Source organism: Streptomyces sp. NPDC029674, from assembly GCF_044903205.1.
Classification (GTDB): domain Bacteria; phylum Actinomycetota; class Actinomycetes; order Streptomycetales; family Streptomycetaceae; genus Streptomyces.
Map to the genome: position 1 here is coordinate 603,418 of NZ_JBJDPY010000003.1, position 23,783 is coordinate 627,200.

General features: G+C 70.9%; 20 protein-coding genes. 8 read left to right on the top strand and 12 right to left on the bottom strand.

Translation table 11 applies throughout. The annotated features are described in order from the left end of the window. Positions 1-408 precede the first annotated feature (408 nt). Positions 409-1,821 (bottom strand): diaminopimelate decarboxylase, encoded by a 1,413-nt coding sequence (locus tag ACI2L3_RS10130; RefSeq protein ID WP_404751842.1) that lies wholly within the window; start codon positions 1,819-1,821, stop codon positions 409-411. 126 nt (positions 1,822-1,947) lie between these two features. Between ACI2L3_RS10130 and hutU the strand changes: the two genes are divergently transcribed. From hutU to ACI2L3_RS10155, 5 genes are all read left to right on the top strand, one after another. Next, entirely contained in the window at positions 1,948-3,612 is a 1,665-nt protein-coding gene (hutU, locus tag ACI2L3_RS10135) for a urocanate hydratase (protein WP_404751843.1), read from the top strand. Between the two features lie 77 nt (positions 3,613-3,689). Next, positions 3,690-4,892 (top strand): allantoate amidohydrolase, encoded by a 1,203-nt coding sequence (locus tag ACI2L3_RS10140; protein WP_404751844.1) that lies wholly within the window; start codon positions 3,690-3,692, stop codon positions 4,890-4,892. Then, positions 4,883-6,235, top strand: coding sequence for a formimidoylglutamate deiminase (locus ACI2L3_RS10145; RefSeq protein ID WP_404751845.1), 1,353 nt, complete (start codon positions 4,883-4,885; stop codon positions 6,233-6,235). The genes ACI2L3_RS10140 and ACI2L3_RS10145 overlap by 10 nt, the downstream gene beginning before the upstream one ends. A 234-nt stretch (positions 6,236-6,469) precedes the next feature. Next, the gene (gene hutI / locus ACI2L3_RS10150) at positions 6,470-7,657 is read left to right on the top strand and encodes an imidazolonepropionase (RefSeq protein WP_404751846.1); all 1,188 of its coding nucleotides are present in this window, start codon (positions 6,470-6,472) and stop codon (positions 7,655-7,657) included. A 94-nt stretch (positions 7,658-7,751) separates the two neighbouring features. Continuing rightward, positions 7,752-7,967: a hypothetical protein gene (locus ACI2L3_RS10155; RefSeq protein WP_404751939.1), complete on the top strand. Its 216-nt coding sequence runs from the start codon at positions 7,752-7,754 to the stop codon at positions 7,965-7,967. 46 nt (positions 7,968-8,013) lie between these two features. On the opposite strand, the gene ACI2L3_RS10160 is transcribed toward ACI2L3_RS10155, so the two are convergent. After that, a complete protein-coding gene (locus ACI2L3_RS10160; RefSeq protein ID WP_404751847.1) occupies positions 8,014-9,720 on the bottom strand; it encodes a carboxylesterase/lipase family protein in 1,707 nt (568 codons plus the stop codon). Between the two features lie 195 nt (positions 9,721-9,915). Here ACI2L3_RS10160 and ACI2L3_RS10165 point away from each other — a divergent pair, with 195 nt between their 5' ends. Continuing rightward, positions 9,916-11,352: a hypothetical protein gene (locus ACI2L3_RS10165; protein WP_404751848.1), complete on the top strand. Its 1,437-nt coding sequence runs from the start codon at positions 9,916-9,918 to the stop codon at positions 11,350-11,352. 41 nt (positions 11,353-11,393) lie between these two features. Further along, on the top strand, positions 11,394-12,761 hold the full coding sequence (locus tag ACI2L3_RS10170) for a peptidase M23 (protein ID WP_404751849.1): 1,368 nt from the start codon (positions 11,394-11,396) through the stop codon (positions 12,759-12,761). A 72-nt stretch (positions 12,762-12,833) separates the two neighbouring features. Here ACI2L3_RS10170 and ACI2L3_RS10175 read toward each other — a convergent pair whose 3' ends face one another. The 9 genes from ACI2L3_RS10175 to ACI2L3_RS10215 form a co-directional block, all read right to left on the bottom strand. Next, positions 12,834-16,088 carry an AAA family ATPase gene (locus ACI2L3_RS10175; protein ID WP_404751850.1) on the bottom strand — a complete coding sequence of 1,085 codons (3,255 nt, stop codon included), beginning with the start codon at positions 16,086-16,088 and terminating at the stop codon, positions 12,834-12,836. Positions 16,089-17,532: 1,444 nt separating this feature from the next. Further along, positions 17,533-18,039 (bottom strand): hypothetical protein, encoded by a 507-nt coding sequence (locus tag ACI2L3_RS10180; protein ID WP_404751851.1) that lies wholly within the window; start codon positions 18,037-18,039, stop codon positions 17,533-17,535. Positions 18,040-18,145: 106 nt separating this feature from the next. Then, positions 18,146-18,379, bottom strand: a complete 234-nt coding sequence (locus tag ACI2L3_RS10185) for a DUF397 domain-containing protein (protein ID WP_404751852.1) — start codon at positions 18,377-18,379, stop codon at positions 18,146-18,148. A 128-nt stretch (positions 18,380-18,507) separates the two neighbouring features. Next, entirely contained in the window at positions 18,508-19,341 is an 834-nt protein-coding gene (locus tag ACI2L3_RS10190; protein ID WP_404751853.1) for a helix-turn-helix domain-containing protein, read from the bottom strand. Beyond that, positions 19,331-19,855: a DUF6879 family protein gene (locus tag ACI2L3_RS10195; protein ID WP_404751854.1), complete on the bottom strand. Its 525-nt coding sequence runs from the start codon at positions 19,853-19,855 to the stop codon at positions 19,331-19,333. The genes ACI2L3_RS10190 and ACI2L3_RS10195 overlap by 11 nt, the downstream gene beginning before the upstream one ends. Beyond that, a complete protein-coding gene (locus tag ACI2L3_RS10200) occupies positions 19,839-20,048 on the bottom strand; it encodes a hypothetical protein (RefSeq protein WP_404751855.1) in 210 nt (69 codons plus the stop codon). The genes ACI2L3_RS10195 and ACI2L3_RS10200 overlap by 17 nt, the downstream gene beginning before the upstream one ends. Positions 20,049-20,158: 110 nt before the next feature. After that, positions 20,159-20,779 (bottom strand): DUF5753 domain-containing protein, encoded by a 621-nt coding sequence (locus ACI2L3_RS10205; RefSeq protein WP_404751856.1) that lies wholly within the window; start codon positions 20,777-20,779, stop codon positions 20,159-20,161. Between the two features lie 40 nt (positions 20,780-20,819). Continuing rightward, entirely contained in the window at positions 20,820-21,035 is a 216-nt protein-coding gene (locus ACI2L3_RS10210; protein ID WP_404751857.1) for a DUF397 domain-containing protein, read from the bottom strand. Beyond that, complete coding sequence (locus ACI2L3_RS10215; protein WP_404751858.1) at positions 21,016-21,867, bottom strand: Scr1 family TA system antitoxin-like transcriptional regulator; 852 nt, start codon at positions 21,865-21,867, stop codon at positions 21,016-21,018. The genes ACI2L3_RS10210 and ACI2L3_RS10215 overlap by 20 nt, the downstream gene beginning before the upstream one ends. Positions 21,868-21,976: 109 nt before the next feature. Here ACI2L3_RS10215 and ACI2L3_RS10220 point away from each other — a divergent pair, with 109 nt between their 5' ends. Continuing rightward, positions 21,977-22,360, top strand: a complete 384-nt coding sequence (locus tag ACI2L3_RS10220; protein WP_404751859.1) for an ATP-binding protein — start codon at positions 21,977-21,979, stop codon at positions 22,358-22,360. A 239-nt stretch (positions 22,361-22,599) separates the two neighbouring features. On the opposite strand, the gene ACI2L3_RS10225 is transcribed toward ACI2L3_RS10220, so the two are convergent. After that, on the bottom strand, positions 22,600-23,562 hold the full coding sequence (locus ACI2L3_RS10225; protein WP_404751860.1) for an RNA polymerase sigma factor SigF: 963 nt from the start codon (positions 23,560-23,562) through the stop codon (positions 22,600-22,602). Positions 23,563-23,783 lie beyond the last annotated feature (221 nt).

The following is a 23,783-nucleotide window of genomic DNA, read 5'->3' on the forward strand; positions in this document are numbered from 1 at the left end:
GTTCGGGACTGGATCGGGACTGGGGGAGGGTCTGCCCGTGATCCAGGTCACTATGCGCGGGAGCCTCGACGGTTCTACGGCGCCTGGGCGGGGGGCGCCGCCGAAGGCGCCCCGCCAGGGGCGCGGGGAACTGCGCGACCAGCCGTCGACGGCCGACAGTGGCTCGACGGCCCGAGCCCCGCAGACGCGTCTGCCTTCGGCGGTCGGTTGGCGGGTGCGGGTTCGTCGTGGTTGCTCGCGCAGTTCCCCGCGCCCCTGGTGGGGCTGACGTGCGTGCCTGGCTGGCGGCTTGTTGGCGGGTGGGGGCTGCCGGAGTCTCCCTGGGGGCGCGGGGAACTGCGCGACCGGCCACCGACGGCCGGCAGTGGTCGCGGTCCGGAGGGGCCCTCGGCCGGGTGGGGCGGGGGATCAGAGCCGGCGGAGGGCGTCGCGTTCCGTGGTGCCGCCTGCCTCCGCCACGATCTCGTCGAGGGTCTGCGGCTCTCGTACGACCGCGAAGCGGACCTCCTCGGCGGACGGGGAGGAGTGGGCGGAGTAGCCGTAGACGCCCGGCCGGGCAAGGCTGTTGTACGAGTAGTGCTGCGCGAAGTAGTACGCGCCGGTGTCCAGCGCCGCCACATAATCCCCCGCTTCGAGCAGCGGCAGCGGGCGGTTCTCCGCGAGGAGGTCGCCCGCGAAGCAGGCGGGGCCCGCGACATCCTGGCCGACGGCGGGCCCGCTCTTGGGGCGCCCCTTCGCGTCGTACGCGGCGATCCGCAGCGGCCAGGACGCGGGCGCGTACACGGTCCGCGTCGCCACCTGCACCCCCGCGTGCGTCACGGCGACGGGCCGCCCGCCCGCCCGCTTCGCGTACTCGACGCGCGCGAGGACCGTCCCGTGCTTGGCGAGCAGCGAGCGGCCGAACTCGGTGACGAGGCCGTACCGCCCGTCCAGGAGCCCCGGCACGCGGGCCTTGAGGCGGCGTGCGTACTGCGCGTGCGTCGGAGTCTCGTCGTCCGAGCCGAAGTTGACGGGCAGGCCGCCGCCGATGTCGAGCGTGTCGATCTGCCGCCGCCCGGCACGTTCGTTGATCTCCTCGGCGAGTTCGTACGTCGCCGCGACGCCCCGCACCATCATCTCCAGAGGCATCCCCTGCGACCCGGAGTGCGCGTGCAGGCGGGTCAGCCACGGCCGGTCGAGGCAGGCCCTGATCACCCAGTCCCTGGCGCCCTCGTCGAGCAGCGGCACCCCGAACTTGGAGGTGGCCGTCGCCGTCGACAGCGCCCCGATCGCGCCGCCGCCGATCTGCGGGTTCACGCGGATGCCGATGGGGGAGCCGGTCACGGCCGACTGGATCATGGCGTCGAGGCGGGCCAGCTCCTGCGGATTGTCCGCGTTGACGGCGATGCCGAGCGCCAGCGCCTGGCGCAGTTCGGCGGGGGTCTTGGCGGGTGAGTCAAGGACGGTGTGGGTGGGCGGCACCCCGGCGGCCCGCGCCAGGGCCAGCTCGCCGGGGCTCGCCACCTCCGCGCCGATCCCCGCCGAACGCAGCAGCCGCAGTACGGGGACGAGCGGGGTCGCCTTCACCGCGAAGGCGTGCAGGACGGGCGTCCCGGGCGGGGTGACGGCGTCGAAGGCGGCGTGCAGGGCGGCGGCGCTCGCCCGGATGCCGGTGACGTCGAGCAGCCCCACGACGGGCGCGGCGTCACTGACGACGCCCTGTTCGACGGCGGCGCGGACGGCCTGGTCGCGGCGGACGGCGGCCTCGGCGCCGGTGCGGAGTACCTGTGTCCGCTGTGCGTCGTCCCGTGTCTGCTGTGCGTCGTCCTCGTCGTGAGCCATGTGATCCAGCCAATCATCCGGGCCGGACCCCCGCTGGCGTACTCGCGCATTCGTTCGCTATTGACTAGCTCTATTCAGAACCCCAGGATGTGAATAACAAGGTCACAGCTTCGAGGAGGCATCGCCATGTCAGGACCCCGCCCCGTACGGGCACCGCGCGGTACGGAACTGAGCGCCCTGGGATGGCAGCAGGAAGCCGCCCTCCGCATGCTGCAGAACAACCTCGACCCCGAGGTCGCCGAGCACCCCGACAAGCTCGTCGTCTACGGCGGCACGGGGAAGGCCGCGCGCGACTGGCGGTCGTTCGACGCCATGGTCCGCACGCTGAAGACCCTGAAGCAGGACGAGACGATGCTCGTCCAGTCCGGCCGCCCCGTCGGCGTCATGCAGACCCACGAGTGGGCACCGCGCGTCCTGATCGCCAACTCCAACCTGGTCGGCGACTGGGCGAACTGGGAGGAGTTCCGCCGCCTGGAGGCCCTCGGCCTCACCATGTACGGCCAGATGACCGCGGGCTCCTGGATCTACATCGGCACGCAGGGCATCCTCCAGGGCACGTACGAGACGTTCGCCGCCGTCGCCGCGAAGAAGTTCGACGGGACTCTCGCGGGCACCATCACCCTCACCGCCGGCCTCGGCGGCATGGGCGGCGCCCAGCCCCTCGCCGTCACCATGAACGACGGCGTCGCGATCTGTATCGACGTCGACCCGCGCGCCATCGAGCGCCGCATCGAGCACAAGTACCTGGACGTGAGGGCGGACTCCCTGGAGCACGCGCTCCAGCTGGCCGTCGAGGCGCGCGACCGGCGCAAGCCGCTCTCCATCGGCCTGCTCGGCAACGCTGCCGACCTCGTCCCGCGCATGCTCGCCGAGGGTGCCCCCATCGACATCGTGACGGACCAGACCTCCGCCCACGACCCGCTCTCGTACCTGCCGAGCGGTGTCGCCTTCGACGACATGCAGACGTACGCCGCGAAGGACCCGGCGGGCTTCACGACCCGCGCCCGTGAGTCCATGGCCAGGCACGTCGAGGCGATGGTCGGCTTCATGGACGCGGGCGCCGAGGTCTTCGACTACGGCAACTCGATCCGCGGCGAGGCCCAACTCGCGGGCTACGACCGCGCCTTCGCCTTCCCCGGCTTCGTGCCTGCCTACATCCGCCCGCTCTTCTGCGAGGGCAAGGGCCCGTTCCGCTGGGCGGCCCTCTCCGGCGAGGCCTCCGACATCCACAAGACGGACAAGGCGATCCTCGACCTCTTCCCCGAGAACGAATCGCTGCACCGCTGGATCAGGATGGCGGGCGAGCGCGTCCACTTCCAGGGCCTGCCCGCCCGCATCTGCTGGCTCGGGCAGGGCGAGCGCGACAAGGCGGGCGACATGTTCAACGACATGGTCGCCGACGGCACCCTCGCCGCGCCCCTCGCGATCGGCCGCGACCACCTCGACTGCGGCTCCGTCGCATCCCCGTACCGCGAGACGGAGGCCATGCTCGACGGCTCCGACGCGATCGCCGACTGGCCCCTCCTGAACGCCATGGTGAACGTCGCCTCCGGCGCCTCCTGGGTCTCCCTCCACCACGGCGGCGGCGTCGGCATGGGCCGCTCCATCCACGCGGGGCAGGTCTCGGTCGCCGACGGCACGAAGCTCGCGGGCGAGAAGATTCGCCGGGTCCTCACCAACGACCCCGGCATGGGCGTCATCCGGCATGTGGACGCCGGGTACGACATCGCGGAGTCGGTGGCGGCCGAGAAGGGCGTACGCGTCCCGATGCGGGAGGGTGACGGCGCGTGAGCGACTCACGGCCCGTGGGGGCTGGTCGCGCAGTTCCCCGCGCCCCTAAAGGGGCGCGACCGCCCGGGTTCCTCGAAATGTGGCGGGACCTGAAGCCGATCGGCAGGGACGCCGCCACCCGGGGTTACCGCCGCTACGCCTGGACCGGCGCGGACTCCGACTGTCGCGCCTGGTTCAAGGCGCAGGCGGATACCCGCGGCCTCACCTACGAACTGGACCGCAACGGCAACCAGTGGGCCTGGCTCGGCGACCCCGCGGCCGGTGACGCCGTCGTCACCGGCTCGCACCTGGACTCCGTCCCCGACGGCGGCGCCTTCGACGGCCCGCTGGGCGTCGTCTCCTCCTTCGCGGCCCTGGACGAACTCCGCGCCAGGGGAGCGGAGTTCACCAGGCCGGTCGCCATCACCAACTTCGGCGACGAGGAAGGCGCCCGCTTCGGCCTGGCCTGCGTCGGCTCGCGGCTCACCGCGGGCCGGCTCACCGTCGAGGCCGCACACAAGCTCCGGGACGGCGACGGCGTATCGCTGCCGCAGGCGATGGAGGCGGCGGGCTACGACCCGTACAACATCGGCCCCGACCCGGAACGCCTCGCCCGCATCGGCGCGTTCGTGGAGCTGCACGTCGAGCAGGGCCGCGCCCTCGACCTGACCGGCGACCCGGTCGGCATCGCGAGCGCCATCTGGCCGCACGGCCGCTGGCGCTTCGACTTCCGGGGCGAGGCCAACCACGCGGGCACCACCCGCCTCGTCGACCGCCGCGATCCGATGCTGTCCTACGCGGAGACGGTCCTGGCAGCGCGCCGCGAGGCCGAACTCGCGGGCGCGGTCGCCACGTTCGGCAAGATCTCCGTCGAGCCGAACGGTGTCAACGCGATCCCGTCGCTCGTCCGCGGCTGGCTCGACTCACGCGCCGCCGACCAGTCCACCCTGGACACGGTCGTCACCGGCATCGAGAAGGCGGCCCGCGAGTACGCGGACCGGCACGGCATCGACCTCGACGTCGTCCGCGAGTCCTTCACGCCGGTCATCGAGTTCGAGGACGCGCTGCGCGACGAGCTCGGCAGGATCCTGGGCGCGCGTGCGGAGCGCCCGCTGCCCGTCCTCGGCACGGGCGCGGGACACGACGCGGGTATTTTGTCCGGCTCGATCCCCACCGCCATGCTGTTCGTACGGAACCCCACGGGCGTCTCGCACTCCCCGGCCGAACACGCCGCCGAGGACGACTGCCTGGCCGGGGTGACCGCACTGGCCGACGTACTGGAAGGGCTCGCGTGCAGGTGACGACGTATTGGCTGGAGCAGGCCTGGCTGGGCACGCATGTCGAGCCGGGCGTGGCGGTCGACGTGGCGGACGACCGGATCAAGGCCGTCCGCAAGGGGGTCGAGTCACCCCCGCCCGGCGCGACGGTGCTGCGCGGCCTGACCCTCCCCGGCCTGGCCAACGCCCACTCGCACGCCTTCCACCGGGCGCTGCGCGGCACGGTGCAGGTCGGCTCCGGCACGTTCTGGACGTGGCGCGAGGTCATGTACGGGGTGGCGGACCGTCTGACGCCGGAGACGTACCACGCGCTGGCGCGGGCGGTGTACGCGGAGATGGCGCTCGCGGGTATCACGACGGTGGGGGAGTTCCACTACCTCCACCACGCCCCCGGCGGCACCCCGTACGAGGACCCCAACGCGATGGGCGAGGCGCTGATCCAGGCCGCCGCCGACGCGGGCGTCCGCATCACGCTCCTCGACACGGCGTACGTGGCGTCGGGACTCCTCGACGCGCGGCGCGGCAAGCCGCCCAACCGCCACCAGCTGCGCTTCTCCGACGGTACGACGGAGGCGTGGGCGGAACGCGCCTCGCTCCTCAAGGACCGCGCGCACGCCAGGATCGGCGCGGCGATCCACTCCGTACGGGCCGTCCCCGCCCGGCAGTTGGGCGCGGTGGCGGACTGGGCATCGGCCCGCCGAGCCCCCCTCCACGTCCACCTCTCCGAGCAGACGGCGGAGAACGACGCGTGCCAGGCGGTGCACGGCTGCACGCCGACGCAACTCCTCGCGGACCACGGTGTCCTCGGCTCCCGCACCACCGGCGTCCACAACACGCACCTCACGGAGGAGGACATCGGTCTGCTCGGTGGCACGACGACGGGCACGTGCATGTGCCCGACGACGGAACGAGACCTGGCGGACGGCATCGGCCCCGCCCTCCACCTCCAGCGGGCGGGCAGTCCTCTCTCCCTCGGCAGCGACAGCCACGCCGTCATCGACATCCTCGAAGAAGCCCGCGCCATGGAGCTGAACGAACGCCTCCGCTCGCACACGCGCGGCCACTGGACGGCGGCGGCGCTGCTGCGCGCGGCAACGGCGGACGGGCACGCGGCCCTCGGCTGGCCCGACGCGGGCGTCCTGGAGCCCGGCGCACTCGCCGACCTCACCACCATCACCCTGGACTCGGTCCGCACGGCCGGCCCGGTCCCGCGCCTGGCCGCCGAGACGGCGGTCTTCGCGGCGACGTCGGCGGACGTCCGCCACACGGTGGTGGGGGGCCGTCATGTGGTGCGGGACGGTGTCCACGTGTCGGTGCCCGACGTCCCGTCGGCGCTGACGGAGGCGATCGCGGCGCTCAGAGACTGACCTCTTCCCCAAGCCCGCCCCTTGCCCGCCCCTTCCCGAAGCTGGGGCTCCGCCCCAGGCCCCGCTCCTCGAACGCCGGAGGGGCTGGAAATCCAGCCCGTCCGGCGTTTGAGGACGAGCCCGAAGGGCGATTGACGGGGGTCCAGGGGGCGGAGCCCCTTGGTTTCGGGAAGGGGCGGGATCGGGGAAGGAAACCCGCTCGGACACCAGCCCCCACCCACCCGGAGAAGCCCCATGCCCAGCACCACCACCCTCATCACCAACATCGCCTCCCTCGTCACCAACGACCCCTCGCAGGGCGACGGCACCCCCCTCGGCCTCCTCACGGACGCAGCCGTCGTCCTGGACGGCGAGACCATCGCCTGGGTGGGCCCGGCCGCCAAGGCCCCGGCGGCGGACGAGACGTACGACGCGAAGAACCGCGCCGCGATCCCGGGCTTCGTCGACTCCCACTCCCACCTCGTCTTCGCGGGCGACCGCACGCAGGAGTTCAACGCCCGCATGTCGGGCCGCGCGTACGAGGCAGGAGGCATCCGTACGACGGTCGCCGCGACCCGGGCCGCGACGGACGCCGAACTCGAAGCGAACCTCACCCACTACCTCCGCGAGGCCCTCCACCAGGGCACGACCACGTTCGAGACGAAGTCGGGCTACGGCCTCAACACGGAGGACGAGTCCCGCGCCCTCCGCATCGCGTCGCGGCACACCGACGAGGTCACCTTCCTCGGCGCGCACATCGTCTCCCCGGACTACGCGGAGGACCCGGCCGGATACGTGGAGCTGGTCACGGGCGAGATGCTGGACGCGTGCGCGCCGCACGCCCGCTGGATCGACGTGTTCTGCGAGAAGGGCGCGTTCGACGGCGACCAGGCCCGCGCGATCCTGACGGCGGGCAAGGCGAAGGGCCTGCACCCCCGCGTCCACGCGAATCAGCTCTCGTACGGCCCGGGCGTGCAACTGGCCGTCGAGCTGGACGCGGCGAGCGCCGACCACTGCACGCACCTCACCGACGCCGACGTCGACGCCCTCGCGAACAGCAACACGGTCGCCACGCTCCTCCCCGGCGCGGAGTTCTCCACCCGCGCCGAGTGGCCCGACGCCCGCCGCCTCCTGGACGCGGGCGCGACGGTGGCCCTCTCCACGGACTGCAACCCGGGCTCGTCCTTCACGTCCTCGGTGCCGTTCTGCATCGCCCTGGCCGTACGGGACATGGGCATGACCCCGGACGAGGCGGTCTGGTCGGCGACGGCGGGCGGCGCGGCGGCCCTGCGCCGCACGGACGTCGGCGTCATCCGCGAGGGCGCCCGCGCGGACCTGGCCCTCCTCGACGCCCCGAGCCACGTCCACCTGGCGTACCGGCCGGGGGTCCCGCTGGTCGGTGAGGTGTGGCGCCGGGGCACGCGAGTTAAAGCGGATGGGTGATTTCCCGTCGGCGGCCTCTCTCGTTGAGCGATCCGTCGAGCGATTGCCGGAGTGTTCCGCTCCGGCGCGAGAAGAGGAGAACCCCGTGCGTCGAATGAGTATGGCCCTGGCCCTCGCGGTGGCTGCCGGCGGAATCGGCATGTCGGCGGCGACCGCCCAGGCCGCCCCCGCCGCCCCCAACCAGGGACCCCCCTTCCCCTACGCGGACTGCCTCAAGGCGACCGCCGACAAGGGGGAGAGCCCGGCGCAGGGCAAGTGGCACTGTGACCAGCTGGTCCGCAAGGGCTGGGTCAAGCCGCCGACCCGCTAAGGGCTTTTCGGGGGGCCACCTTCGCGGGTGGCCCCCCTTGGCGTGTCTACCGCGTCACCCCTCGCTGCCCCTCCCAGAAGGCGAGGTTGTGCTCCCGGTAGTAGTCGACGGGCCCGATCCGGTGCGGTGCCAGTGACTGGGTGTACGGCCGGCTGACGTGGCGGCCCGGCCGGTAGGACGGCCAGGCGGGCAGGCCTCCGGCCCCCGGCGTACCGGTGCGGGCGAACGCGGCCCAGTATCCGCTCATCGCCGCCGACAGACGCCGCTGCGCCGGAGTGAACCGCGGCTCGGCCGTCTCGTCCTCGAACAGGTACGGGATGTCGCCCGCGTGGAAGGCGCCGAAGTCGAAGTCGCCGGGCAGCGGCAGGAACATCGGCGCGTCGCGGTCCGCGAACTCGTAGGCGTACACCGGGACTTGCCGGGCCAGCGCCTCGTGCTGGGCGTGCGTGCCGCGCGCCCACATGCGGTCGGTGATCACGGTGGCCCACGCCAGCGCGGGGGAGGGGAACGCGTCCGTGGGGTACTCGGCCCGCACCCGCTTCGCCGACGCCTTGCCGAACGCGGTGCGCAGCGCCCGCCCGTAGTCGGCCTCGGTGAACTTCCTGCCCACCGCGTCGTACAGCATCCCGACGAACGTGCGGTGTTCGTCGAGCGTCGCCCCCGACAGGACGGGCACGCGGTGGAAACGTCCGGCGCGCAGCGCCTTCGGGGGCAGCTCGGGCAGGGTGGCGTTGCCGTATCCGAACGCCTGGAAGGCGTTCATGATGTGCGGCACCTTCAGGATCGTCTTCACGGGCAGGGCGCGCAGGCAGGCGAGCGTGCGCTGCGGGCGGCGGCGGTCCCGGCAGCCGAGGGTCGAGGTCATCTCGGTGGTGATGTCCTCCATCTCCCGGCCCGTCCGCCAGGCGTACCACGGATATCCCGGCACGCCGGGGCCCATCGCGCCGGCCGGCATGTCCATCACGGCCTCGCCGCTCGCCATGACGGCCCGGTGGAACAGACCCTTGGACGCGGGTGACGTCAGGTGCCCGGCCACGGCGGACGCGCCGAACGACACACCGGCCACGGTGACGTTGCCGGGATCGCCGCCGAAGGCCCGCGCGTTGTTCCGTACCCAGGTGAGGGCGGCGCGCTGGTCCTGGAGGCCGAAGGTGCCGGAGCCGCGGAGACCCGGCAGGGCGAGACCGCCGAAGACGCCGAGGCGGTAGTTGACGGTGACGACCACCAGGCCGCGCCCGGCCAGCCGGCGCCCGTCGAAGAAGCCGCCCCCGCCCACGGACCCGTCCCCGTGGATCCATACGAGCACGGGCGCGGCCCGCCGCAGGTGCCGGTCCGTGGCCGGTGGCGTCGTGACGTTCAGGGCCAGGCAGTCCTCCTCGGTGCTGGAGATGGGCGCGTACGCCGAGGGGACCTGCGGACACAGCGGCCCGGGCTTCGTGGCGTCCCTGACCCCCTTCCACGGCTGTACGGGGCGGGGCGGCGCCCAGCGGTGGCGTCCCTCGGGGGCGCCCGCGTAGGGGACGCCCCGGAAGATCCGGTGCGGGCCCGACCGGGCGCCGCGGACCAGGCCGGCGTCGGTGCGCACGATCTCGCCGGTGTGCGGCACCGGATCGATACCGGGGCCGGGGCCGGGCTTCGCCGCGGAGGCGAGCGGGGCGGACAACAGCGCGGTGAACGTCAAGGCGGTGGCAGTCAGCGCGACGGCCGCCCGGTGGGGAGTGTGGGGAGCGTGGGGAGCTCTGCGATGGATCACGACGGAAGCCTTCCTCGTGGGTGCCTGTCCCGGCGCGCGGACGCACCGAAGACGACCTGAACGAGGCGCGGGCCCGCGCCCCTGTTACAGGGCAGGCGCGTGATCGCGTCTGGCGGCCGCGCGTTCCCATCACGCGCCCCAGGGGTACGAAGCTCCTTCGCACCGGGCGAGGGGCTGGGACCCGAGGAGCCGGACATGGCACCCACCGCACCCGAATTCGGTCCTGACATCGATCCGTACGCGCCCTACGAACCGCAGCGCGACTGCGACCCCGAGGCCAAACCCGGCCTTGTCGGCTTCCGCGAGCTGGTGCTCGACGCGTATGCCGGTACGACGGACATGGGCATCAGCAGGGCCTGCGGCAGCGGAGGCCAGAGCGAGCACAAGGAGGGCCGGGCCTGGGACTGGGGCGTGAACGTGCAGGGCCAGGAACATCTGGCCGACGACCTGATCAACTGGCTGCACGCCACGGACCGGCACGGCAATCCGCACGCCCTCGCCCGCCGCTTCGGCATCATGTACATGATCTGGAACCGGCGCATCTGGATGGCCAACCGCCCCGACGCCGGCTGGCAGCCGTACCGGGGCGCCAACCCGCACACCAACCACATCCACTTCAGCTTCTCGTGGGCCGGCGCCCGCAAGGAGACGAGCTGGTGGAAAGGCCCGGGGAAGCCGGACCGGCGGCAGCGGCTCGCGGTGGGGATGTCGGCGGACGGCCGTGTGGAGGTCTTTCACGCGGCGGTCGACCAGATCTACCACACGTATCAGCTTGAGCCGGGTGGTGCGTGGTCGGGCTGGCGGGCGTTCGGCGGCCCCGCCTCGGCGGCCCTCGCGCTGGCGGCGTCACCGGACGGCAGGCTGGAACTCTTCGCCATGAACGGCGACACGTTCATGCACCGGTACCAGGCGAAGGTGTCGGCGGAATGGGCCGACTGGTACGCGTTCGGCGGCGGCGGGGACCACCTGGCCGTGGCCAAGAACCACGACGGCCGCCTGGAAGTCTTCGCCTCCAACGGGGACGGGGTCCACCACCGCTGGCACAACACGCCGGGTGGCACGTGGCACGACTGGCGGCCCTTGGGCGGTCCGGCGGATGCGCGTCTGGCTGCGGCTCCGGCGTCGGACGGGCGCATTGAGGTGTTCGCCATGAACGACGACATCTTCCGCCACACCTGCCAGACCGATCTGACGGGAACGTGGCGGGAGTGGGTCGACTTCGGCCTGGGCGGCGAGCACCTGGCGCTGGCCAAGAACCGCGACGGCCGACTGGAGGTCTTCGCGACCAACACGTCCGGGGTACATCACCGTTGGCAGAACGTGCCGGCCGGTGACTGGCACGAGTGGCAGCCCATGGGCGGACCGGTGAGCGCACGGCTCGCGGTGGTGGAGTCCCACGACGAGCGGATCGAGGTCTTCGCCATGAACGACGACGTCCTGCAGCACAACTACCAGGTGGACGCGTCGGGCGCGTGGCGCACCTGGCAGGACTTCGGCGGCGGGGGCTACTTCATCCAGGCCCTGCGCAACCGGGACGGCCGCCTCGAGATCGTCGCCAACAACTCCGGTGGCGTGCACCACCGTTGGCAGCACCAGCCCGGCAGCACCTGGCTGGACTGGCAACCGCTGTAACGCCGCCCTCACTCCCCCCTCGTACAGACAGGAGCACTCCCATGGCACCTTGCCGCGTACCCCCGGACCGAGACCTGGACGTCACCAAGACGGTGTACACCGTCGGCCGCGATCTGGGGGTGTCCGACAAAGTGATGCTCGCCGGCTTCGAAGCCGGCTGGGTCGAGTCCCACATGAACAACCTCGACTGCGGCGACCGCGACTCCCTGGGCGTCTTCCAGCAGCGCCCGAGCCAGGGCTGGGGCACACCGCAACAGATCAGGCACGTGCCGTACGCCGCCGAGCAGTTCTTCACGCGGGCGATCCGCGTCGAGGAGCAGCACCCGAACCTCACGGCCGGGCAGACGGCCCAGCGGGTGCAGCGTTCCGCGTTCCCCGACCGGTACGACCAGGCCGAGGGCAAGGCCCGCGCGCTGCTCGACGAGGCGAAGGAGTCGGTCGGCCCGGGGAAGCCGGACCGGCGGCAGCGGCTCGCGGTGGGGATGTCGGCGGACGGTCGTGCGGAGGTGTTCCACGCGGCGGTCGACCAGATTTACCACACGTATCAGCTTGAGCCGGGTGGTGCGTGGTCGGGCTGGCGGGCGTTCGGCGGGCCCGCGTCGGCGGCCCTGGCGCTGGCGGCGTCACCGGACGGCAGGCTGGAGCTGTTCGCGATGAACGGTGACACGTTCATGCACCGGTACCAGGCGAAGGTGTCGGCGGAGTGGGCCGACTGGTACGCGTTCGGTGAGGGTGGCGACCACCTGGCGGTCGGGCGCAATCAGGACGGCCGCTTGGAGGTGTTCGCCTCCAACGCCGGGGGTGTGCATCACCGTTGGCACAACACGCCGGGTGGTACGTGGCACGACTGGCGGCCGTTGGGCGGTCCGGCGGGTGCGCGTCTGGCGGCGGCTCCGGCGTCGGACGGGCGCATCGAGGTGTTCGCCATGAACGACGACATCTTCCGCCACACCTGCCAGACGGATCTGGCCGGGACGTGGCGGGAGTGGGTCGACTTCGGTCTCGGGGGTGAGCATCTGGCGGTGGCGAGGAACCGCGACGGGCGGCTGGAGGTCTTCGCGACCAACTCGTCCGGGGTACATCACCGTTGGCAGAACGTGCCGGCCGGTGACTGGCATGAGTGGCAGCCCATGGGCGGCCCTGCGGGCGCGCGGCTCGCGGTGGTGGAGTCCCACGACGAGCGGATCGAGGTCTTCGCCATGAACGACGACGTCCTGCAGCACAACTACCAGGTGGACGCGTCGGGTGCGTGGCGCACCTGGCAGGACTTCGGCGGTGGGGGCTACTTCATCCAGGCCCTGCGCAACCGGGACGGCCGACTGGAGATCGTCGCGAACAACTCCGGCGGCGTGCACCACCGCTGGCAGCACCAGCCCGGCAGCACCTGGCTCGACTGGCAACCGCTGTGACCCTGCCTTCGCGCACCAGGCCGTCGCGGACACCGCAGACCAGTGGTGTCCGCGACGGCTGACGGCTGCCGGTCACAGCTTCCATGGGAGAGCCCGGCCGTCCGGGGTGTAGCGGCACATCGTGCCCGTGGAGAGGGTGCGGCGCAGGTGGGCCGCCAGCTCGGGGTGCTGCTGGTCCAGCTTGCGCAACGTGTCCCGGATGCGGGCGGTGACGTTCTTGCGGGCGCGCTCGCGCGAGTCGCCCAGGCGGCGCGGACGGCCTCCGAGGCCCGCGTACCGGCGCAGCTCCTCCAGCAGGTCGGCGCGCTCCTGGTCGTAGGCGGCCGCACGCTGCTCGTCCCCCTGCTCGACCGCCCGGTCGATCTCTTCGTCGAGCCGCTCCAGATGGCGCCGGTAGCGGGTGCGGGCCTCGTCGTCGAGCACCTCGTCGGCCCCCATGCCGTGCTCGGTGGCGACGGCGTCGTCGTCCGGGTTCAGCAGCCGGACGGCCGCGATGTCCTGGCCGGGCAGACTCAGCAGACAGTGCAGGTCGCGCAGCCCCTTCGCGTCGGGCATGTGCTCGGTGCGGCCCTCGTACGTCAGCCGCCACACCTCGCCGTTGCGGCGGAACTCGTACGCGGCGGGTGTGCCGTCCGGATCGGGGTGGCCTGCGTCCGCGGGACCGCCGCCCACGTGCTCGACTCGGGTGAGCAGATGCGTCATGCCGAGCTCGTGCGCCTGTGCCGCGGCCTCGCCGAGCAGCGTGGCCACGTACCGCTCGTCGTGGGCGTCCTGCGCCGCGATCGCGGCCGCCAGTTCGAGGCGGGACCGCAGCGACCAGGGCAGGGCGTGCAACCGGTCGGCCGACCGGCATGCCTCGGTGAGATGGCGTACGGCCGAGTCCCAGCGCTGCCGCGCGGCGTCGAGGATGCCCAGCCAGAGCGTGGCCGGGCCGCTGATGTCCCACCCGAAGAGGGAGACCAGCCACTGGCCGGTGTACGGGACCAGCGCGGCGTGGGCGTTGTCGCACCACGCCGGGTCGCCCGACGCGGCGGCCGCCTGCGCCTGGTAGCGCAGCCACAGCGGGGTGACGCTGCGGTGGAGGACCGTGTCACCGCCGGCCCCCGCGCCCGGCCGGGGAACGGGCGCGCTCCGGCGTTCACCGGCTTCCAGGCCGGCGAGGGCCTCGACGAGGTCGACGTACGGATGCTGCTGGGCCCGCAGCGTGTCAAGGAGCTGCCTCGCCTCGGTGAACCTGCCGCGCAGTACGAGGAGGCTCCAGCGGTGGTGGGAGACGAAGTACTGGTAGTAGTTGGCGCCCTTGCTGCTCATCGACTCCGAGGCTTCGAGCAGCTCCGCCGCCTCGCCGAACCTGCCGGTCAGGGCGTGGACGATGCTGTGGTCGATCACGGAGTGCAGCCGCAGGCGGGTGGAGCCGTCGGCGGCGCCCAGGGCCACCATGGCGTGGAAGTCCGCCATGAAGCGCGGGTCGTCCGACTCGAGCGCGGCGACCCAGCGCATGGACATCGCCACGTGCTCCGTCCACCGGTCGCCGCGGCGCCGGGACACCGCGACGAGCTCTTCCGCGAGGGCCCGCCGGCCGCCCGCCGTCCGCGGCCCCCACTCCGACTGCAGCCGCGCCCAGAGCCCGATGTGCAACGTGTCGTCGTCACCCGCCGCGCGGGCCCCGGCGACCACGCCGGCCGCGACGTGCCGGGCCAGGGAGGACTGCGACAGGGGCAGTTCGCCGTCGTCCCCCGCTGTCGGATCACCGGAAGCGGCGCGCTGCTGTTCGTAGGCCCACCGCAGGGCGCGCGGCTTCAGCAGCGCGGTGTCGCCGCGCCCGTCGGACCCGTACAGGGTCAGCGCGGTCCGCCCCATCGTCAGCGGGTCGCCCAGATCCCGCGCCAGGGCGGCGGCGTCGGCGTACACGCGCCACGAACGCTCGTGCTCACCCAGCATCTGGAGCGCCGTCCCGAAGTGGAGGCCGAGCAGCACGCGTCGCGCCGGGGCGGCATCCTCGAGGCGGTGCAGGGCACGCTCGTAGTGCCCGGCCGCTTCCTCGTACGCCATGCGGTTCTCCGCATGCCGCGCGGCGGACAGCAGCAGGTCCACGGTCTCGTCGCGGTCCAGCTCCTCGGCGGCGAGGTGGGCGTGGCGGGCCAGTTCCACCGGAAGGGTCACGTCCTGCGCGTCCGCGGTGTTCCGCAGTGCGCGTACGGCGGCCGCGTGCAGTCGGCGTACGAGCCGCGCGTCCAGACCGCCGTAAAGGGTCTCGCGCACGAGATCATGCGCGAAGACCACCTCCCGCGGAACCACGTCGCCGTCGCCGGAGGGTTCGTACGCCACGAGCCGCGCGTCCGCGGCCTGCCCCAGCCACCGGCGTACGTCCTCGACCGGGGCACCCATGACACTCGCCAGCGTGTCGGTGCGGAACCGCCGCCCGAGCACGGACGCGGCCCCCAGACAATCGGCCACGGCACCGTCCAGCAGGCCCAGCCGCTGCCGGAGGGAGGCATGCAGTCCCGGCGACGTCCCGCTGACGTCGTGACCGCCGGCCCACAGGCGCGCTGTCTCCTGTACGAAGAAGGGGTTGCCGCCCGTCCGGTGCAGCACGTCGGCGACGAGCCTGTTGTCCGGTGTGCTGCCCGCCGTACGGTGCATCAGCTCGGCGACGTCGTCGGCGCCGAGTCCGCTCAGCGTGAGGGTCGCCGCCCGGCCCGCCAACGACCGCAGCCGGTCGCGCAGGGAGTGGTCCGGCCGCTCGACCTCCACGAGTCTGCACGTCGCCACGATCAACACCCGTTCCAGCGACAGGTGCTGGGCCGCGAACTCCAGGAGGGCGACCGACGCGGTGTCGGCCCAGTGCACGTCTTCCAGTACGACCAGCACCGGCTGGTGCTGCGAGGCGCTGACCAGCATGGTCGTGACCGCGTCGAACAGCTCGAACCGTCCCGACTCCTCCGCCCCGCCGTCCCCGCAGTCCCCGCCGCCCCCGCCGTCAAGCAGCACCCGCCACACCACACCGGCGGCCTCCGACGCGGCCTCCCACGCCTCCGCCCGCAGGGACCTGCGCAGACCCCGTATGACCTGCGTCCAGGGCCAGTACCCCGGCGTACCGTCGGCGCCCCAACACGACCCGCGCAGCACGGCCATGCCTGCGCGCCGCGCCTCGTGGACCGCGCACCCGGTGAGAGCGGTCTTGCCGATCCCGGCCTCACCAGTGACCAACAGCAGCCCACCCTGCCCCCTGCCGGCTCGCCCCAACTGCCCCCGCACGGCCCGCAGAACATCATCCCGCCCCAGCAGCCCCTGCCCGGCCCCACCCTCCCCCGGCCCCACGCTCACGACCGCCCCCGCCCCAGCCCTCGCAACGTCCCCGTCCGGCGACAGCCGTCGTCTAACCCAAAAGCGTAGGGCGTGTTCGAAAACCGGATCAACTCGACCAAAGGGGTGAACGCGGCCCGGCTCCCCTTCGATGGGCCTGTGCCTTCGATGGTCACCGGGGCCGCCCGGTTTTTAGCGGAGTGTGGCGCCTCCGGGCCGCCAGTAAAGGGCGCTCCTACGTCGCGTCGGCTGCGCCGATTCCGCTCCGCTCCACCCTTGACTGCCGTCCCTCCACCGCACGCAGACGTTGACCCGGACGGCCAGGGGTGGGGGCTTCGGGGCTCCCTGCTCGGGTCATCCCCTTTCACTGCCGGGTGCGGACCGGCTCAACGTGAGTCCCCGTCACGGTCGAGGCGCCGCCCCCGGCTTCGCCGCTCGGGTCATCACCTCTCGCCGCCGCCTGCGACCCGGCCATCGTGGGTGCCCGTCACGGCCTGGGCTCGGCCACCCGCCCGGCCTCTCGGTCCGGGTCATCGGCTCGCGCTGCCGGGTGCGGACCGGCCCATCGTGGGTGCGCGCCACGGTCACGGCTCGGCCAGGCGCCCGGCCTCTCCGCTCGGGTCATCGGCTTTCGCTGCCGGGTGCGGACCGGCTCGTCGTGGGCGGGAGCCGCAGCCGATGTGGTGTCAGGCCGGGGCCCGCCGCCCGACGGCACCTACTTTGGGAAAGTTGCGAATGCGTGTGCCGCGCGCCCCCCTCACGACACCAATACGCCCCCGGCATGCGGTCCCGCTATGTCCCATTCCCGGGCCGGATGGGTACGCGCGACAGGCGCGCGGGGCGCGGCAAGGGGGCGCGCGCCGATCCGATTCGCAACTTTCCCAAAGTAGGTCCCTGACCGAGGCAGCCGCCGAGGGCACGTGGAAGACCGAGCCCCAAGCGTGGCATCGACCCACGATGGACCAGCCCGCACCCGGCGACGAAAGCCGATGACCCGAGCCGAGAGGCCGCGCGGCTGGGCGAGCCCAGACCGTAGCGGGCACCCACGTTGGACCGGACCGCGCCCGGCCGGGAAAGCCGATGACCCGACCAGGCTGGCCGCCTGGACGACCGCGCCCCGAGCGTGACAGCCACCCACGATGGGCCGGTCCGCACCCGGCAGTGAAAGGGAATGCCCCATACAGAGGTCCCCGCAGGCCCCACCCCTGGCCGTCCGGGTCAAGGTCTACGTGCGGTGGAGGGACGGCAGTCAAGGGTGGAGCGAAGCGGAATCGGCGCAGCCGACGCGGAGCGCCCTTTACTGGTGGCCCGGAGGCGCCACACTCCGCAAAAAACCGGGCGGCCCCGGTACCCATCAACGTCCCCGCTGCGAGTGGCCAAGAGCGGGATCTGGCGCGAGTCGCCGAGGCAGCCACCGAACGGTTCACCGGCGGCCAGGTTGGCGCGGGCGGCGGGGCCCCTCTGGTCAGTGCAGGGCGGTACCGAGTCGTCGGTCTGAACCGAATCCGCTTGAGGGGCAGACCAATTGGGGTGCGGCACGATTTGGGGAGCAGCAGACGAGCGCCAAGGACAGAAAGGCGGGCCGTTCGAGATAGCAGCCGTGGGACACGTCTCCGCCCCACCCGAGCCGTTCGGCGGCGGATCCGACGATCACCGCGAGGCGCGTATGGTCCCGGTCGGCCTCGGAGCCGAACCGGGGCGCGTACTCGACGAGCCGCTCTCCGAGCCACTCCGCGGCCTCCTTCGGCTCCTCCCACGTGCCTCGGATCAGCTTCTCCGGCTTGAGCAGCCAGTACGCCGTTTCCAGGGGTGGCAGGTCCACGAGGCGGAACTCCGCCTTCACCTCGCGGTGCCGCTGGACCAGCTCGGGCCGGCTTCCCTCCGGGGGCACGTGCGGGGGTGGCGGCCGACGCAGAGCCTCATCGTCGAACCGCTGCTTGGGGCCGGTCCACAGGTAGCCGTGGTGGTGCACAGTCGTCCCCTTCGGGGCGGGGGAGGGAGCACGCAGCGATGGAGTCCGGCCGGCCCCGACCCCTGCGGGGGAACGGAGCCCGGCCGGAGACACGAGGCATACGGGGTCAGGCGGAGAGCCCGAACCTCGCCGGGTCGATACCGGCGGCGGCCAACTCGGCCGTGGTGAAGCGCAGCGGCGCGACGTCGGGCCGCTTGCTGTCTCCCACGGCCCACGCGCCGTCGCCGATCTTGGCGAGAGTCACGCACGCTTCGCCGTCGGGATGCGTGTTGCCACCGCAGGCCCTACTGAACACGGTGCCCTCGGAGAGGGGATAGTCATAAAGGTCGATTCCGGGCATGGTTCACCTTCCGTTGTGGGATCAGGGGAAACAGCGGACTCAGACCCGTCTCGGATCGGTCGGCATGAGTAAAGCATCGGCCACCCGGCGTGAAGGCTCCAGCGTTATTCACGTTGTGGGGTAGAAGATCAGGAACGGTAGGCGGCAGCCCATTCGCCGAGCAGCGCCCGGGCGTCTTCGCCGAACAAGGCGTGGCGCTCATACAGGCTGAACACTTCAAGGTGCTCCGCGATATCCCTGGCATCCTGGAAAACTATGCGTCCCGTGAATGTCTCGACGGTTGCCAACCGTTGGTCGTAGACGGTGAAGCTGTTCATCGGGCCGCGTGACATCACTGATCCCAGCGGGATGATGCCGATGCGCAAGTGGGGGAGGTGTGACATTGAGATAAGGTGGTCGATTTGAACGGCCATTGCGAGATGCGGAATAACGGGCCATTTTGCGGCCTGCTCCGTCAGTAGGAACGTAAATCTTTTTGTGCTGTCGTAGAGGACTGCTTGCCGCTGCAGCTTCCTGGCCACAGTCTTGGAGATGTTCACAGGTGAGTGGCCTAGGCTGGCTCTGATGTACTCAGGTGTGGCCAGGAGCCCTGTCACCATCGCAGGCAGGAAGTAGCGGAAAGTCGTGGCTTCCGCTTCGAGACCGGCCAATTCTGCTTGCCGTTTTTCCAGCCCTCTTCGCCACGAGGCTCGCTTGCCCTGCCACTCCGTATTTGCGAGCCGGGCAAGGAGGCATGCTTCCGAAACGAGTTCCGGAGGTGCTTCAAGTGCTCCGAGGATCAGCTCGACATCGACAAGGCCCGGGGTGATCCGTCCCGTCTCGATGTTGCTCAGCTTGGTTTGGGACATGTTGCAGCGCTGAGCGAGCCAGACCTGCGTACGTCTGGCTCGCTTGCGCATAGTGCGGAGCATTTCCGCCAGATCAGCCTTGGACTGGCCTAGCTGCCCAGGGTCAAACGTCAAGGCCCTTCACGTACTCCTCGAAGGGCACGGCATACTCCAGGGCTATGCGCTTCCACTCCCGGTAGGGGGCCGGATCGCCCTCGTAAGCCTCACGGTTGATTTGGGTGCCGTCCGGTCGGTAATTCAGGTGGGCGATTCGGGTCCCGTCGAACATCCACCAGTCGCGCCCTGAGAGCGGCAAGCCGTAGCTGTCCTGCGTCACATCCAGGATGCGGATGTCCTCACCTGCCGCGATGTTGTCGGGGATCCCCCACGCGAATTGATAACGCTGGTAGGCGGTGAGCGGCTGGCGCACGATGCGGACGCGGCCGATGTGTCTGCCGGAGTCGACGTAGCCGCGCACCCGCTCGTGCCAGCGGGCGTTGTGGCCGACGGGCTTTTTGTCGCCCCGCAGGAAGCGGGCCACATTTTCTTGCTCCTTGGGCATGGCGTACGTCGGCTGGGCCTCGAACCGCCACGCTTCCTGCTTGAAGGCGTCAAAGAACCGACGCCAGTTCTCACCATCCAAGAGCACGGACGGCCTCCCTCAGCACATGCTCGGGAATTTCCACCAGACCCTCGCCGGCAGGCGGAACGAAGAAGTCTGTCAACTCCCCCTGGACGACGAACGAACCACTCTTGGTCCGGTAGACGTTCGGGCAGTCATCGTCGTCACAGTCGGGTCCCTCGGCACTGCCGGTAAGGCGGGTCAGTTCCTCACGCGCCATCGTCATCTCCCTTGGCGCAGGACCGTCGCCCGCCGCCACGAGGACGGTAGGACGACAAGAGGCGCCTGGTCTACGGCGCATCGCCAATATTCGCGTTGTCGGGTAGACGATCACGAAATGAACTGCTGGCCCCATGAGTGCAGCAGTTCTTGTGCTTCTTCACCGAACAAGGCGTACTCCTCGTACCGAGCGAACTCCTGCAGGTATGCAGTGACATGGCGGCGGTCCCGGGACACCATGACTCCGATCGATGTCTCCACCGTTGCGACCCGAGTGTCATAGATCGTAAATGTGTTCAAGGGCGCGACGGGCGTGTGGTCGCCGTTCAGCGGCATCACTCCGAGACGTACGCTCGGCAGTCGGCTGACAACTGTCAGCCTGTCCAACTGCGCTGCCATGGCGGAAGGCGGGAGGTAGGGCCACCGGACAGCTTGCTCGGTCAGGATGAACGTGAACTGTTTTGCCGTGTCGTGAAGGACGGCCTGCCGCTGCAACTTCTGCGCGATGACCTTGCTGTGGTCACAGGGGACACCGGCGAGGCTTGCTTTGACGTAGTCGGGGGTGGCCAGCAGACCCGTCACCATGGACGGCAGAAGGTATCGGAACTCGGTCGCCGATCGCTCGAACTCTGCGAGCTCATCCTGCTTCTTCTCCAGGCCCGCACGCCGCAGTGACCACGCGTCTTGCCACTCGGTGCCGCCGGCGGAACGGACTTGCTCCTCACACGTCATGCAGAGACCCCCTGGCCCGAAGATCAGTCGGTGTGCATCCTCAGCAGCCCAGTTCATTCACCACGACAGCGGCGACGAAGGGCGCCCAGGCGGTCGCCGGGACGACGAGGACGGGGCCGTCCGTGACCTTGGAGTCCCGGACGGGGACGAGGTCGGGGAGGCCGTCGGCGACCTCCAGGCACAGTCCGCCGGAGCCGTTGCTGTAGCTGCTCTTGCGCCAGTGGGTGGCGGCGAAATCAGAGTCGGTGCTTGCCATGGGCGTAGTCCTCCGCTGCTGTCGCGATCATGTTGAGGGATTCCTCAGGGGGCAGGGCGGCGGCTCTGAGGCGGTCGTACGCGCTGGTGTACTGCTGCACGAGGTCCGGCTCGTCGATGATCTGCCCGCTGTACATGCCCTCCGTGTACATCACCGGCGGGGCGTCGGTGAAGGTCATGAGCCAAGTCGTACCCATCATGAAAGGGTGCGCTCCGGAGTTCCACGGAAGGACCTGTGGAATGAAGCGCCGCCGTTCGGCGACGGTGACGATGTGGGCGAGCTGTTCCGCCATCGCGTCCGCTCCGATGATCGGTTGCCGCAGGACCGACTCGTGCAGAACGAGCCAGCACTCCGGCCCCGTCGAGTCTTCGAAGACCCACGCCCGCTCGCGCCGTGCCTCGACCTTGGTTTTGATCGCCTGCTCGGTGTCACGGGGGCAGCTGGCCCGGACAATGGCGCGGATGTATGGCTCCAGTTGGAGCGGACCGGGAATGAACACGGGGTTCCACTCCTCGATCTCCTTGGCGCGTGCCTCCATCTCCACCACTTGGGCGAAGTACTCCGCGTGCTTGCTCCTCCGTGCCTTGTGCACGTCCGCGCAGCGACGCTCGAAGAAGCCGTCGGTCTTCAGGAGCCGGTCCACGTGGCGGGCCAGATCAACCGGCATTCGACGCTGCCCACGTTCGATCTCGCTCAGGTACGAAGCCCCGTAGTAGCTGCCCTGCACCGTCTCCTGGAGGGTGCGGCCCGCCGCCTCCCGCTTCCAGCGCAACTCCTTGCCGTAGAAGGCGGGGACGCTCACCGAGCCGTCGATGTCCTTGCGCGCTGCCACAGTTGACCGCCTCCACACTTCGCACTGTGGAATCCAAACCCCTGTCACGCTACGCCGCCCCACGCCACTGTGTGACCAACTCGTCACAGAGCGCACGGAAGGCGTACCCATGCAAGACCCAGCCCCGCCCCCGGACTTCGAACTCTCCCTGCTCGCCGTTCCCAAAGCCGTTCCCGAACTCCGCCGCACCCTGGGCGAGTCCCCGTACGGCCCGCACCCCGACGTGCAGCTCTGCGTCAGCGAGTTGCTCAGCAACGTGATCCTGCACCTCGGCGAGGGCACCCCCGTGAAGGTGAGAGTCACCGGCGGCGCCGGACGGATCCGCGTAGCGGTCACCGACCCCGACCCGCGGGCCTGGCCGCTGCTGCGCCGGGCGGGGCGGGACGACGAGACGGGGCGCGGCCTCGCCCTGCTGGACGCCGTCTCGCTGCAGTGGGGCGTGGAGCAGGGGCCCGACAGCAAGACGGTCTGGTGCGAGCTGGGGGAGGCGTAGGTGCTGAAGCGGCTCGCGCACCGGGTCTTGGGGCGGCTGCTGCCGGGGGAGGGTGCGCGCCGGGCAAGCGGAACGGCGGCTGGCGCTCGCCCTCGCCCTCGCGATGGAGGGTGTGGACTACGGGCCGGCGGTCATCCACGGCATGCCGCTCCCGCCCGGAGGGGACACGGCAGTGGGGCCCGCCCCTCTTCAAGGGGCGGGCCCCACAGGGCCGTTCAAGCGGGCAGTGGTGCCGGCGCTCACTCCTCGACCGTCAGTCCCTTGCGGAGCTTGACGAGAGTTCGCGACAACAGGCGCGACACATGCATCTGCGAGATGCCGAGCTCCTCGCCGATCTCCGACTGCGTCATGTTGGCGACGAAGCGGAGGGAGAGGATCTTGCGGTCGCGCGACGGCAGCTCGGCGATCAGCGGCTTCAGCGACTCGACGTACTCGATGCCTTCGAGGCCGTGGTCCTCGTAGCCGATGCGGTCCGCGAGGGCGCCTTCGGAGTCGTCCTCCTCGGGCTGCGCGTCCAGGGAGCTCGCCGTGTAGGCGTTGGAGGCGGCCATTCCTTCGACGACCTCGTCGTTGGAGATGCCCAGGCGCTCGGCGAGCTCGCCCACCGTGGGGGCGCGATCGAACTGCTGGGCGAGTTCGTCGCCCGCCTTGGCGAGGTCCAGTCGGAGCTCTTGAAGGCGGCGCGGGACCCGCACCGACCAGCTGGTGTCGCGGAAGAAGCGCTTGATCTCGCCGACGATCGTCGGCATGGCGAAGGTGGGGAACTCGACGCCGCGACTGAGCTCGAAGCGGTCGATGGCCTTGATGAGGCCGATCGTGCCGACCTGGATGATGTCCTCCATGGGCTCGCTGCGGGAGCGGAACCGGGAGGCGGCGAACTTCACCAGGGCGAGGTTCAGTTCGACCAGGGTGTTACGGACGTACGCGTATTCGTGCGTTCCTTCTTCGAGCGATTCGAGGCGCTCGAAGAGAGTTTTGGACAGGGCCCTCGCGTCCAGCGGCCCCACCTCGTCGTACGGCGGGATCTCGGGGAGGTCGTCGAGGCCTTCGAGTCCGTCCTGAGTGGGTATGGACCCGCGCTGAGCGGGTACGGACTCGGGAGCGGGGCCCGGGATCTCGGTGGCGGAGTGGTGCGGCGGGAGTGTCGACGTCGCCTGGTCAGTATGCGATTCGTCGAGCCGGGGTGACATGGTGTCCTCCATCGTTCTCGGCATATGGCTGCCGATGCCAATACGTGCACTGCGGTGTGCGGCGCCTCCAAAGCCGTCCGTGTCGATTGATGTCTCTTCTACCCCTACCCGCTTCCGCGTGCCGGTCGCAAGTGCGTTCTGCGGGTAAATGTCCGAATTCAGGGGGATGTTCGGGTACCCCGGGCCGCCAGGAGGGCGTAATGTTCAGGGGCGTCATCAACAGCCACGACGGT